This is a genomic window from Acidovorax sp. FW305-C-20-28, assembly GCF_058783375.1.
The window spans coordinates 49,372-62,296 of record NZ_JBYSYM010000001.1 but is presented as its reverse complement, the minus strand read 5'-3'; the positions used below and the strand labels follow the sequence as shown (position 1 = coordinate 62,296).

General features: G+C 68.1%; 13 protein-coding genes. 4 read left to right on the top strand and 9 right to left on the bottom strand.

Features of this window, described 5'->3' with window-relative positions; translation table 11 throughout:
- Nucleotides 1–119 precede the first annotated feature (119 nt).
- From AC3WOH_RS00280 to AC3WOH_RS00265, 4 genes are all read left to right on the top strand, one after another.
- Nucleotides 120–545 (top strand): hypothetical protein, encoded by a 426-nt coding sequence (locus AC3WOH_RS00280; RefSeq protein WP_184855064.1) that lies wholly within the window; start codon nt 120–122, stop codon nt 543–545.
- Nucleotides 546–760: 215 nt separating this feature from the next.
- Nucleotides 761–1,201: a hypothetical protein gene (locus AC3WOH_RS00275; protein WP_492227417.1), complete on the top strand. Its 441-nt coding sequence runs from the start codon at nt 761–763 to the stop codon at nt 1,199–1,201.
- A 308-nt stretch (nt 1,202–1,509) separates the two neighbouring features.
- Entirely contained in the window at nt 1,510–1,869 is a 360-nt protein-coding gene (locus tag AC3WOH_RS00270; protein WP_492227416.1) for a YciI family protein, read from the top strand.
- Nucleotides 1,870–1,903: 34 nt separating this feature from the next.
- Nucleotides 1,904–3,142, top strand: a complete 1,239-nt coding sequence (locus AC3WOH_RS00265) for an RNA polymerase sigma factor (RefSeq protein ID WP_492227415.1) — start codon at nt 1,904–1,906, stop codon at nt 3,140–3,142.
- Nucleotides 3,143–3,233: 91 nt separating this feature from the next.
- Here the strand turns inward: AC3WOH_RS00265 and AC3WOH_RS00260 are convergent, their stop codons facing one another.
- From AC3WOH_RS00260 to AC3WOH_RS00220, 9 genes are all read right to left on the bottom strand, one after another.
- The gene (locus AC3WOH_RS00260) at nt 3,234–5,096 is read right to left on the bottom strand and encodes a phosphoenolpyruvate carboxykinase (GTP) (RefSeq protein WP_492227414.1); all 1,863 of its coding nucleotides are present in this window, start codon (nt 5,094–5,096) and stop codon (nt 3,234–3,236) included.
- A gap of 278 nt (nt 5,097–5,374) precedes the next feature.
- The gene (gene queC, locus AC3WOH_RS00255) at nt 5,375–6,082 is read right to left on the bottom strand and encodes a 7-cyano-7-deazaguanine synthase QueC (protein ID WP_492227413.1); all 708 of its coding nucleotides are present in this window, start codon (nt 6,080–6,082) and stop codon (nt 5,375–5,377) included.
- Between the two features lie 97 nt (nt 6,083–6,179).
- A complete protein-coding gene (locus AC3WOH_RS00250) occupies nt 6,180–6,326 on the bottom strand; it encodes a hypothetical protein (RefSeq protein ID WP_184855058.1) in 147 nt (48 codons plus the stop codon).
- Between the two features lie 66 nt (nt 6,327–6,392).
- Entirely contained in the window at nt 6,393–7,592 is a 1,200-nt protein-coding gene (locus AC3WOH_RS00245) for a threonine ammonia-lyase (RefSeq protein ID WP_492227412.1), read from the bottom strand.
- 81 nt (nt 7,593–7,673) lie between these two features.
- Nucleotides 7,674–8,954 carry a TRAP transporter large permease gene (locus AC3WOH_RS00240; RefSeq protein ID WP_492227411.1) on the bottom strand — a complete coding sequence of 427 codons (1,281 nt, stop codon included), beginning with the start codon at nt 8,952–8,954 and terminating at the stop codon, nt 7,674–7,676.
- 4 nt (nt 8,955–8,958) lie between these two features.
- Nucleotides 8,959–9,465 carry a TRAP transporter small permease gene (locus AC3WOH_RS00235; protein ID WP_492227410.1) on the bottom strand — a complete coding sequence of 169 codons (507 nt, stop codon included), beginning with the start codon at nt 9,463–9,465 and terminating at the stop codon, nt 8,959–8,961.
- 31 nt (nt 9,466–9,496) lie between these two features.
- Entirely contained in the window at nt 9,497–10,885 is a 1,389-nt protein-coding gene (locus AC3WOH_RS00230; RefSeq protein WP_492227968.1) for an FAD-binding oxidoreductase, read from the bottom strand.
- A 14-nt stretch (nt 10,886–10,899) separates the two neighbouring features.
- Nucleotides 10,900–11,928, bottom strand: a complete 1,029-nt coding sequence (locus AC3WOH_RS00225; protein ID WP_492227409.1) for a TRAP transporter substrate-binding protein — start codon at nt 11,926–11,928, stop codon at nt 10,900–10,902.
- Nucleotides 11,929–11,950: 22 nt separating this feature from the next.
- Entirely contained in the window at nt 11,951–12,850 is a 900-nt protein-coding gene (locus AC3WOH_RS00220; RefSeq protein WP_492227408.1) for a fumarylacetoacetate hydrolase family protein, read from the bottom strand.
- Nucleotides 12,851–12,925: the final 75 nt, after the last annotated feature.

Sequence of the window (12,925 nt, the reverse complement as noted above, 5' to 3'; positions counted from 1 at the left end):
TTCATCACTGATGTGAATACCAATGATTCAACATATAAACTTGAAAGGACAAAGGGTAAACCCTAGGATTGCCCCATCGCCCGGCAATGTCGCCACAAGCGCTGAACAAGGGAACCGAAATGACCAATTTTGTACACGTGGACTATCCAACCGAACATCCTGGCGTCGTGCGCGCCGAAAACGCCGCTGCGGCCTTGAAGGGCATTGCCGCTGGCTTCGACAGCGCCCGGGGCGCTGCCTCCCTGATGCTGGCCGCCGTGGTCTCCGGCCTGCTGGTGCTGGCCAACCAGGTGGTCGACCGCTGGACCGACGGCCACCTGCTGTCGGCTTGGATCGTGCTGTGGCTGGTGGCCTTCGCCGCCCTGGCCCTGCTGTCCGCTCCGGCCCGCCGTGCCGGCCTGGCCGTGCGCGCCGGCTTCGCCCGCTGGGCCGAAAGCCAGCGCCATGCGGCCGAAGACCGTCGCACCTGGCAGGTCGCCCTGCGTGATCCGCGCATCATGGCCGAACTGAACCACGGCCTGACCGACCTGCGCAAGTTCTACTGAGCCCGCGTGCCTGCTCCCAAGGCAGGCGGGGTTCAGACACCAAGCCGTGGCATGCCACGGCTTTTTTTGCGCCCGTCTGCCGGGAAGCCCGGAGATACATCACCGCGATGAATGACAGTAATTCAAGATATAAACTTGATAACACATGGGGTAAACCCTAAGATTCAGTCACTCGCCCGGCAATGTCGCCACAAGCGCTGTAAAGGGGAAACCAAATGACCAGTTTTGCACACGTTGACTATCCAACCGAACACTCGGGCGTGATCCGCGCCCAGAACGCCGCTGCCGCCATCAAGGGCATCGCAGCCGGCTTTGACAGCGCCCGTGGCGCCGCCTCCCTCCTGCTCGCCGCCATCGTCTCCGCCCTGCTGGTGGTGGCCAACCAGGTGATCGACACCTGGAGCGAAGGCCACCTGCTGGCCGCCTGGATGCTGCTGTGGGTGGTGGCCTTTGCCGCGCTGGCCCTGCTGTCGGGCCCCGCACGCCGCGCTGCTGCCGCCTTGCGCGCCGGTTTTGCCGGCTGGGCCGAAAGCCGCCGCCGCGCTGCCGAAGACGAGCGCACCTGGCAGGTCGCCATCCGCGACCCGCGCATCATGGCCGAGCTGAACCACGCCATGGGCGTGCGCACGGTGAACGACCTGCGTGCCCTCTACTGAGCTGCCGTCTGCCGGCCCGCCGTGTGGCGGATCGGGGTACCCCGACAAGAAGCCGTGGCTGTGCCACGGCTTTTTTCATGGGCGCTCGCGAGCCCCTGCTCGGTGGCCTGTGCCTTGGGTGAATCCCCGCAATGGTTGGGCGGGGGACGGATTTCGGGCCTGGTGGGATGTAGAAACGGACAAAATAATCGGCGCGCATGTCGAAAAAGCCGCTGCGACAGCGTCCTTGGTGCACCACAACCTCTGGCGTGCCGAGCGGCATCGGGCGGTTGCGGATTCCGGATGTCCACCCTTTCCAAGGAACCACCATGAAATACATGCTCCTGATCTACAGCGACCCCCAGCGCGAGCCCACCTACGGCACGCCTGAGTTCCAGGCCATGATGGCCGGCTACTTCGCGCTCACTGCCAAACTGCGGGACGATGGCGTCCTCATCGCTGGTGACGGCCTGCAAGGCGTGGAGACCGCCACCTCGCTGCGCATCCGCGGCGGCAAGGTGGAAACCATGGACGGCCCCTTCGCCGACACCAAGGAACACCTGGGCGGCTACTACGTGATCGAGGTCGCCGACCTGGACGCGGCCTTGAAATACGCCCAGACCGTGCCCTCGGCGAGCTACGGCACCATCGAGGTGCGGCCGCTGATGGTCTACGACACGCCGGCCTGAACGGCACGGCTTTCCCCCCAACGGGCCACTGCCGATGAACGCGCCCGCCTCCAGTGCCCTCGCCATCACCCAGGCCCTGGACCGGCTGGCGCGCGAGGAGCGGGGGCGGCTGGTGTCGGCGCTGATCGCCCGGCTCCAGGATTTCCAGCTGGCCGAGGACGCGCTGCAGGACGCCATGGAGTCCGCCGTGACCCACTGGAGCCGTTCCGGTATCCCGTCGTCGCCCCTGGGCTGGCTGCTGCGCGTGGCCTACCGCAAGGCGCTGGACCGCATCCGCAGCCGCAGGACGGCCGACCGGGCGGGCGACAGCCTGCTCGTGCTGGCGGGTGGCGAGGCGTACGAGGCCGAAACCGACGAGATCCCGGACGAACGCCTGCGCCTGGTCTTCACCTGCTGCCACCCGGCGCTGGAGCAGAAGTCGCAGGTGGCGCTCACGCTGCGCGTGGTGGCCGGGCTGTCCACGGCGCAGATCGCCCGGGCCTTTCTCGACCAGGAGGCCACGATGGGCCAGCGCCTGTCGCGGGCCAAGGCCAAGATCGCCGCGGCGCGCATCCGCTACGCGGTGCCGGAGCCGGCCGAATGGCCTGAGCGCCTGGCCGCCGTGCTCGCGGTCATCTACCTGGTCTTCAATGCAGGCTACTCGGCGGGGCCCCAGGCGGGGAGCGACCTGGCACAGGAAGCCTTGTACCTGTGCGCGCTGCTTGACCGGCTGCGCCCTGGCGAGGCCGAGATCGAGGGCTGCCTGGCTCTGCTGCTGATCAGCCATGCGCGGCGTGCGGCCCGCACGGATGCCGGCGGCCAGACCATACCCCTGGGCCGGCAGCAGCGTGCACTGTGGAAGCGGGACGAGATTGCGGCAGGCGTGGCGGTGCTGGAGCGGGCACTGGCCCGGCGCACCCTGGGGCCCTACCAGCTCAAGGCGGCCATTGCGGCCTGCCACACCGAGGGCGGGCAGTCGGACTGGGCGCAGATTGCCCTGCTCTACGACCGCCTGCTGGCCCATGAGCCCACGCCGGTGGTGCGCCTGAACCGGGCCGTGGCCCATGCCGAAGCCGGCGCGCTGGATGCGGCCCTGGCCGAACTGGAGGAGCTCGCGCCGGGCCTGCAGGACTACCAGCCCTTCTTTGCCGCGCAGGCGGAGCTGCTGGTGCGCAAGGGCCTGCATGCCCGGGCCCGGATGGCCTACGAGAGGGCCCTCGCGCTGGCGCCCTCAGAGGCCGATGCCGCGTGGCTGGCGTCGCGCATGCAAGACATCGCCGGGCTGCGATGCTGAAGTCCGGGCATGAAAAAGCCGCCCGGACCATGCGATCGGGGCGGCTTTGCCGGAGTGGAGGGGGGCCCGGCCACGCCGGGCTCTGCCGTGGTCAGGCGGCCAAGCGCTTTTCGATGGCAGCCTTGGTGTCCAGCAGGGCCTGGGGGAGGTGGTAGGCCAGTTGCTCGAAGTGAGCGGTGTGCAGCTTGAGTTCCTCGGTCCAGGCGGCCTTGTCGATGCTGGTCACGGTGTCGAACTGGGCAGCGCTGAAATCGAGGCCCGTCCAGTTGATCTCGGCATAGGCCGGGGCCACGCCGAACATGGTGTCCTGGCCCTGGGCCTTGCCTTCCAGGCGATCGATCATCCACTTGAGCACGCGCATGTTCTCGCCGTAGCCGGGCCAGACGAACTTGCCGGCCTCGTCCTTGCGGAACCAGTTGGTCGTGTAGATGCGGGGCAGGGTGGCGCCCGCGGCGGCCAGCTTCTCGCCCAGGTTGAGCCAGTGCTGGAAGTAGTCGCTCATGTTGTAGCCCATGAAGGGCAGCATGGCGAAGGGGTCGCGGCGCACCACGCCCTGCTGGCCGAAGGCCGCAGCGGTGGTTTCCGAACCCATGGTGGCGGCCATGTAGACGCCTTCGGTCCAGTTTTTCGCCTCGGTCACCAGCGGCACCGTGGTGGAGCGGCGGCCACCGAAGATGAAGGCGTCGATCTTCACGCCCTTGGGGTCGTCCCAGGCGGCGTCGAGCGCAGGGTTGTTGGTCGCGGCCACGGTGAAGCGGGCGTTGGGGTGGGCGGCCTTGGCGCCGGTCTGCTTGGCGATCTCGGGCGTCCAGTCCTTGCCTTGCCAGTCGATCAGGTGGGCGGGCTGGCCGCCGCTGTCCTTCTCCATGCCTTCCCACCACACGTCGCCGTCATCGGTCAGGGCCACGTTGGTGAAGATCACGTCCTTGTCCAGGCTGGCCATGCAGTTGGGGTTGGTCAGCGTGTTGGTGCCAGGGGCCACGCCAAAGTAGCCTGCCTCGGGGTTGATGGCGCGCAGGCTGCCGTCGGCCTGGGGCTTGATCCAGGCGATGTCGTCACCGATGGTCGTGACCTTCCAGCCGTTGAAGGCCTCGGGTGGCACCAGCATCGAGAAGTTGGTCTTGCCGCAGGCGCTCGGGAAGGCAGCTGCCACGTGGTACTTCTTGCCTTCGGGGTTCGTCACGCCCAGGATCAGCATGTGCTCGGCCAGCCAGCCCTGGTCGCGGCCCATGGTGGAGGCGATGCGCAGCGCGAAGCACTTCTTGCCCAGCAGCGCATTGCCGCCGTAGCCCGAGCCGTAGCTCCAGATCTCGCGCGTCTCGGGGTAGTGCACGATGTACTTGGTCTTGTTGCAGGGCCAGGACACATCCTGCTCGCCGGCGGCCAGGGGCGCGCCCACGGTGTGCACGCAGGGCACGAACTCGCCGTCCACGCCGAGCACGTCGTACACGGCCTTGCCCATGCGGGTCATGATCTTCATGTTGACCGCCACATAGGGGCTGTCGGACAGCTCGATGCCGATGTGGGCGATGGGCGAACCCAGCGGGCCCATGCTGAAGGGCACCACGTACATGGTGCGGCCCTTCATGCAGCCGTCGAACAGGGGTTGCAGCGTGGCACGCATCTCGGCCGGGGCCATCCAGTTGTTGGTCGGGCCGGCGTCTTCCTTGGCGGCCGAGCAGATGTAGGTGCGGTCTTCCACGCGCGCCACGTCCGACGGGTCGGACCAGGCCAGGTAGCTGCCGGGGCGCTTGGCGGGGTTGAGCTTCTTGAAGGTGCCGGCGTCGACCAGCTGCTGGCACAGGCGGTCGTACTCCTGCTGGCTGCCATCGCACCAGTAGATGCTGTCGGGCTTGCACAGGGCGGCCATGTCGGCTACCCAGGCGAGCAGCCGGGCGTTCTTGACGTGTGCGGGGGCGTTGAGGTTCAGGCCCTGCATGGTGGGTGCGTTCATCGGGAGCTTCCTAAGTTGAAAAACAGTCTTTTCAAAGGAAGCGTCCCGGGACCGGGGCGAGAGGCCTGGCGCAGGTGCGGATGCTGAGCGCTGCCTTTGAAAAAACGGCTTTCTTGCTCAGTCGGCGGGCGGGGCGCGGTTCATCCCCACGGGGTGGAGGACGGGTTCCACGGATTCCGCGGGTCGGCTGGGATGTCGATTTTATGAATCTGCTGCCGATTTGTCTGTCAGAAAGGTCCTAAAACCATGCAAAAAAAGCATGGGGTTATGCGGACATTTCAGGTCCCTGAGGGGGCGGTCCAGCGCTCGTAGCCGGCCTTGCGTAGCGCGCAGGCCGGGCAGCTGCCGCAGCCGTAGCCCCAGGCATGGCGCTCCCCGCGCACACCGTGGTAGCAGGTGTGGGACTCCTCCAGCACCAGGTCCACCAGGGCCTGGCCGCCCAGGTCCTGGGCCATCTGCCAGGTCTCGGCCTTGTCCAGCCACATCAGCGGCGTCTCGAAGGTGAAGCGCTGGCCCATGCCCAGCGACACGGCCACCTGCAACGCCTTCAAGGTGTCGTCGCGGCAGTCGGGGTAACCCGAAAAGTCCGTTTCGCACATGCCGCCCACCAGGGTGTGCAGCCCGCGCCGGTAGCCCACGGCGGCCGCCAGGTTGAAGAACAGCAGGTTGCGCCCGGGCACGAAGGTGTTGGGCAGGCCGGCCGCGGTCATCTGGATCTCGGTGGCGCTGGTGAGGGCCGTGTCGCTGATGCGGCCCAGCACGGCCAGGTCGAGCATGTGGTCCTCGCCCAGGCGGGCGGCCCACTCGGGAAAGCGCTCGCGCAGGGCCGAGAGCACGGTCTGGCGGGCGGCCAGCTCGATGTGGTGGCGCTGGCCATAGTCGAAGCCCACGGTCTCGACATGGGCGAAATGCCTGAGCGCCCAGGCCAGGCAGGTGGTGGAATCTTGTCCACCGGAGAAAAGAACCAATGCGCTTCCGGGTCTCATGGCGAACTCCTGGCGGTTGAGGGTGATGAAAAAACAGGCAAAAAAAAGCCCCGCTGCGCGGGGCTTGCCAGGGGGCGTGTGGGGCGCTCCGCGGCGATCAGGCCATGTTCACGGCGATGAACGCCAGCAGGAACATCATGATGCCGCCCACGACGGGCAGCACGATGGGCATCAATGGCACCACGTTTTCCACGGCGTCGGCCGAATGTTCTTCAGGGGCGTGCGAGGTGTTGTGGTCGGACATGGCGAGGCTCCAGGTGCTTAAAACTTGGCCAATTCTAGCCGGTGTACGGGGCAGGGCCCAGTGCCGTCAGATCAACACGGCCTCCATGCCGCCTTCGCGCAGGTGCGTGAGCACCTCTTCGATGTGCTCCTTGCCGCGCGTCTGCAGCACCAGTTCGATCTCCACATTCTGTGCGGCCAGCATGGTGAAGGCGCGCTGGTGGTGCACCTCCTCGATGTTGGCGCCCGTGTCGGCCACCATGGCCGTGATGCGGGCGAGCACGCCGGGCACGTCGCGCGCGCTGACCTTGACGCGCGCCAGCCGGCCCGAGCGCACCATGCCGCGCTCGATGATGGCCGCCAGCAGCAGCGGGTCGATGTTGCCGCCGGACAGCACCAGCCCGACCTTCTTGCCCGCGAAGCGCTCGGGGTGGCGCACCAGCGCCGCCAGGCCGGCGGCACCTGCGCCTTCGACCAGGGTCTTCTCGATCTCCAGCAGCATGAGCACGGCCTGCTCGATGTCGCCCTCGTCCACCAGCAGCAGGTCATCGACCAGGCGCTCGATGATCTCCTGCGTGATCTTGCCCGGCGTGCCCACGGCGATGCCCTCGGCGATGGTCGAGGTGCCCTGCGGGTGCTGCGTGCCCTGGATGGCGTTGACCATGGCCGGGAAGCGCCGGGTCTGCACGCCCACGACCTCGATGCCCGGGCGGATCGCCTTGGCCGCCGTGGCCACGCCCGCGATCATGCCCCCGCCGCCCACGGCGATCACCAGGGTCTCCAGGTCGGGCACGGCGGCCAGCATCTCCAGCGCCAGCGTGCCCTGGCCCGCAGCCACGGCCTCGTCGTCATAGGGGTGCACGAAGGTCAGGCTGCGCTCGCCGGCCAGCTGGTAGGCATGGGCGCGCGCTTCCTCCAAGGTGTCGCCGTGCAGCACCACCTCGGCGCCGAAGCCGCGCGTGCGCTGCACCTTCACCCCGGGGGTGAAGCGCGGCATCACGATCACCGCGCGCAGGCCCAGGCGCTGCGCGTGGTAGGCCACGCCCTGGGCATGGTTGCCGGCGCTCATGGCGATCACGCCGCGCGCCTGCTCCTCGGGGCTCAGTTGCACCAGCTTGTTGCAGGCCCCGCGCTCCTTGAAGGAGGCGGTGAACTGCAGGTTCTCGAACTTGAGGAAGACCTGCGCGCCCACGATCTGCGAGAGTGTCTTGGACTCGACGCAGGGCGTGTCGAGCACATGGCCCTGGACGCGGGCGGCGGCGGCATGGATGTCTTGGAGGGTCAGCATGGATGCCATTGTGGCGCCGCCAGGCCCGCTTGTGCGACGGCTGGCGGGCCTTTTCTTGGCCTGTCCGTCCGCGGCGCTCTCTTACCGGGTGAAGAAGCGCAACGGCCCCATCACCAGTTGCGGGAACAGCGTGAGCAGCAGCAGCACCGCCGTCTGCGCCAGCAGGTAGGGCATGACGGCGCGGATCACCGGCTCCATGCGCTCGCGCGCCACGCCGCAGACGACGTTGAGCACCGTGCCCACGGGCGGGGTGATGAGGCCGATGGCGTTGTTCATGATGAACAGCACGCCAAAGTACACCGGGTCGATGCCCGCCATGCGCACCACGGGCATCAGCACGGGCACCAGGATCAGGATGGTGGGCGCGAAGTCCAGCGCCGTGCCCACCGCGAAGACCAGCGCCATGATCACCAGCATCAGCAGCACCGGGGTGCCCACCAGCGGCTGCAGCATGTCGGCCACCACCATGGGGATGTTGGCCGCGGCGATGAGCCAGGCCGAGACCTGGGCCGCCGCCACCAGGAACATCACCACGGCCGAGGTCTTGGCGCTGGCCAGCAGCAGGCCGTAGAGCTGCGACCAGCGCAGCTCGCGGTACACCACGAAACCGATGAAGAGCGCGTAGAACACGGCCACCACGGCCGCTTCGGTGGGCGTGAAGTAGCCCGCCTTGAGCCCGCCCACGATGAGCACCGGCAGCAGCAGGGCCCAGAAGCCGGCGAGGGTGGCCGACAGGCGCCGGCGCAGCGGCATGCGCTCGCCGCGCGGCATGGCGTCGCGGTGGGACTGGTAGATCCAGGTGAACACCAGGGCCAGCGCCATCAGCAGGCCCGGCACGATGCCGGCGATGAACAGCTGGGTGATGGAGATGTTGCCCACCACGCCCAGCATCACGAAGCCGATGGACGGCGGGATCACGGGCGCGATGATGCCGCCCGAGGCGATCAGGCCCGAGGCGCGCGGGATGTCGTAGCCGGCCTTGCGCATCATGGGGATCAGCAGCGCCGCGACGGCGGCCGTGTCGGCGATGGCCGAGCCCGAGAGCGAGGCCATGACCACGCAGGCGAAGATGGCCACGTAGCCCAGGCCGCCCTTGAAGTGCCCGACCCAGGCGCTGGCCACGTCCACGATGCGGCGCGAGATGCCGCCCGCGTTCATGAGCTCGCCCGCGAGCACGAAGAAGGGGATGGCCATGAGCGGGAAGCTGTCGGCCCCGGACAGCATGTTCTGCGCGATGATCTGCGCGTCGAACAGGTCCATGTAGAACATCATGGCCATGCCGCAGGCGATGAGCGAGAAGGCGATGGGCACGCCCAGCGCCATGGCGGCCAGTAGCGAGAGCACGAAGACGGCGACGACCATGGTGTCAGGCCCCTTCTTCGCTCACCGCGACCAGGGCGGCCGGGCTGACGCGGCCGCTGAGCAGCCGCGCGATGTTGGCCACGGTCATGGTCCCGATGGACGCAGCGCACAGGTAGGCCACCGAGTACACCACCCCCAGCGAGATGCCGGTCACCAGGCCGGAGTTGGCCATGTTGAGCGCATGCTGGCGCAGCAGCCCCCACAGCAGCACGCCGCAGCAGGCCAGCGTGATGCACTGTGCCAGCAGCACGGCCACGAACAGGGCCTTGCCCGAGAGGCGGTGCACCAGCATGTCCATGCCCAGGTGGCCGCCTTCGCGCATCGCGAGGATGGCGCCCAGGAAGATCAGCCAGATGAAGAGGAAGCGCGACAGCTCCTCGGAGACGTTGATGCCCGAGTCGAAGAAATGGCGCAAGACGACGTTGCCGAACACCATGACGCACATGGCGGCCAGGCACAGCACGACGACCGCCTCCAGCGCCTTGAAATACCAGTGGATGAGTTGCTTCATGGAAAGTGGGAGAAAGGGCGGGGCGGCCGCGTCAGAACGCGAAGACCTTGCCGGGGTTCATGAGGTTGTGCGGGTCCATGGCGTGCTTGATCTGGCGCATCAGCGCCACCGAGCTGGCGCCCAGCTCGTCGAGCAGAAAGCCCTGCTTGTGCAGGCCCACGCCGTGCTCGCCGGTGCAGGTGCCCTCCATGGCCAGCGCGCGCCGCACCAGGCGGGCGTTGAGTGCCTCGGCCTGCTCCACCTCGTGCGCATCGGCGGCGTCCACCAGCATCTGCACGTGGAAGTTGCCGTCACCGACATGGCCCACGATGGGGGCCAGCATGCCCGACTGCTGCAGGTCCTGCGCGGTCTGGCCCACGCATTCGGCCAGGCGCGAGATCGGCACGCAGACATCGGTGACCACCGAGCGGCAGCCCGGGCGCAACTGCAGCGCGGCGAAGTAGACGTTGTGCCGCGCCTCCCACAGGCGCGTGCGCTCTTCGGGGCTGCTGGCCCACTGGAACTGGGCGCCGCCGCCATCCTGCGCCAGGGCTTGCACGATGGCAACCTGCTCTTTCACGCCAGCCTCGCTGCCGTGGAACTCGAAGAACAGGTGGGGCTGCTCGGGCAGGCCCGTGCGGCTGTAGCCGTTGAGCGCACGGATGGCCGTGGCATCGACGAACTCGCAGCGTGCGATCGGCACGCCGAGCTGGATGGTCTGAACCACCACCTGCACGGCGGCGTCGATGTCGGGGAAGGCGCAGACGGCCGCCATCACGCTCTCGGGCAGGGGGTACAGGCGCACCGTGGCCTCCACCACCACGCCGAGGGTGCCCTCGGAGCCCACGAACAGCCGTGTGAGGTCGTAGCCCGCGGCCGACTTGCGTGCGCGCTGGCCGGTCTTCACCACCTCGCCATCGGCCGTCACCACGGTGAGGTTGAGCACGTTCTCGCGCATGGTGCCGTAGCGCACGGCATTGGTGCCGCTGGCGCGCGTGGCGCACATGCCGCCGATGGTGGCGTCGGCCCCGGGGTCGATGGGAAAGAACAGGCCGCTGTCGCGCAATTCCGCGTTGAGCGCCTTGCGCGTCACGCCGGGCTGCACGGTGGCGGTCTGGTCCTCGGGGTGGATGGCGACCACCCGGTCCATCTGCTGCAGGTTCAGCGTCAGCCCGCCCTGGGTGGCCAGCGTGTGGCCTTCGAGCGACGAGCCCGCGCCATAGGGCACCAGGGGCACGCCATGGTCGCGGCACAGGCGCACGATGGCGACCACCTCGTCTTGCGTGCGTGCATGGGCCACGGCGTCAGGCGGCATGGCCGCAAAGATCGACTCGTCGCGCCCATGGTGCGCACGCACCGCCGGGCTGGTGGACAGGCGCGGGCCGAGCAGCGTCTCCAGCGCTGCGAGGAAGGCGGGTGGCAGGGGCGGGCGCTGGGGCATGTCGTTCACTGCGCTCACTGCGGCTTGCCGGCGGCGCGCGCCTTGGCGATCTCGCCACGCACCAGGGCCATGAACTCGGGGCCGATCTTCTCCAGGTGCGGTGCGATGGCCGGCGGCACCTTGTCGCGGATGGCCTGCAGGTCGGCATCGGAGAACTGCGTGACCTGCATGCCCTTGTCCTTCATGCCCTGCAGCGCGGCACCGGCCTCGGCGGCCGTGGTCTTGCGCTGGTAGGTCGTGGCGCTCTTCGCGGCGGTGGTCATCATCTGCTTCTCGTCGGCCGAGAGGCTGTCCCAGTACTTCTTGGACACGGCAAAGATCAGCGGCGAGTAGACGTGGCCCGAGAGCGTCATGTACTTCTGCACCTCGTAAAAGCGCTGGGTGTACATGAGCACGATGGGGTTTTCCTGCCCGTCGAAGGCCTTGGTCTCCAGCGCCACGAAGAGCTCCGACCAGGGCAGCGGCGAGGCGTTGGCACCGATGGCCTTGAACGCATCGAGCGTGAGGGGGTTGGGCTGGGTGCGCAGCTTCAGTCCCTTGAGGTCGTCGATCTTGTTCACCGGGCGGCGCGAGTTGGTGATGTGGCGAAAGCCGTTCTCCCACCAGCCCAGCACGTGGATGCCCACACCGGCGAGCTTGGTGTTGAGGTACTGCCCCACGGGCCCGTCGAAGACGGCATGGGCTTCGGCCTCGGTGTTGAACAAAAAGGGCACGTCCTGGAAACCCAGTTCCTTGACCTGGCCGAGCAGCGCCAGCGCGCTGCCGGTGTAGAACTCCTGTACGCCGCCCTGCAGGGCGCCCAGCATCTGCGGATCGGGGCCCAGGGCCTGGTTGGCGATCACCGTGATCTTCATCTTGCCGCCGGTGGCCTTGTCCATGTCTGCGGCGAACTGCTTGGCCGCCAGTCCGGCGGGGTGGTTGTCGGCCAGGCCATGGCCGAAGCGCGCGGTGCGCGCCTTGACGTCCTGGGCCTGGACGCCGAGGGCGGCCAGGGCGGTGAGCGTGCCGACGAGGGTGGCGCGCAGCAATCGGTTCAATGGCATGGCAGTCTCCTTGGGGTGTGCGTTATGCGGTGGCGGGCTCGAGGGGGCGGGGCGCCGTGGTGGCTGCGGCCTGCACGGGGTTGCGCAGCAGGCCGATGCGCTCGATCTCCACCTCGCAGGTGTCGCCGGGCTTCATGTACAGGCGCGGCTCGCGCGCATGGCCGATGCCGGCCGGGGTGCCGGCCACGATCAGGTCGCCGGCTTCGAGCGTGATGGCCTCGCTGATGGTCACGATCAGCGATTCGATGTCGAACACCATGTCGTCGGTGTTGGCCGACTGCACGGTCTGGCCGTTCAGCCGGGTTTCCAGCTGCAGGCCGCGCGCTCCCGGGGGCAACTCGTCGGCCGTCACCAGGCAGGGGCCGAAGGCGCCGGTGCCGTCGAAGTTCTTGCCCATGGTCCATTGCGGTGTCTTGAACTGGTATTCGCGCACGCTGGCGTCGTTGAAGACCGAATAGCCCAGCACGTGGGAGAGCGCCTTGTCGCGCGTGATGCGGCTGCCGCCGGTGCCGATCACCGCGACCAGCTCGCCCTCGAAGTCCAGCGAATCCGACAGCGGCGAGTGCAGCAGCGGCGCGCCGTGCGCGATCACGCTGGAGTTGAAGCGCGCGAACAACGTGGGGTAGGCGGGCTGCACGAAGCCGCTCTCGGCCGTGTGGTCGCGGTAGTTCAGGCCCACGCAGATGATCTTGGCCGGCCGGGCCACGGGCGCCAGCAGCTGCACGGTGGCCAGATCCACCACGGGCTGGCGGGCCATGGCGGCGGCCGCAGCGTCCAGGGCGGCGCGGCCCTGGCGCAGCAGGTCGTCCACGTCGCCGGGGTAGCCGGCCGCGCCTTGGGTGGTGCCATGCCATGCGCCGGTGGCGGCGTTGCACACGGCCCAGCCGTTGCGGCCAGACGATTGGAAGCGAAGCAATTTCATCAGTTCTCCTGGTGGCCGGCCGCGGGACCACTGCCCCGACCGCATGGATATATATTTGATCGAATAATCTATTAT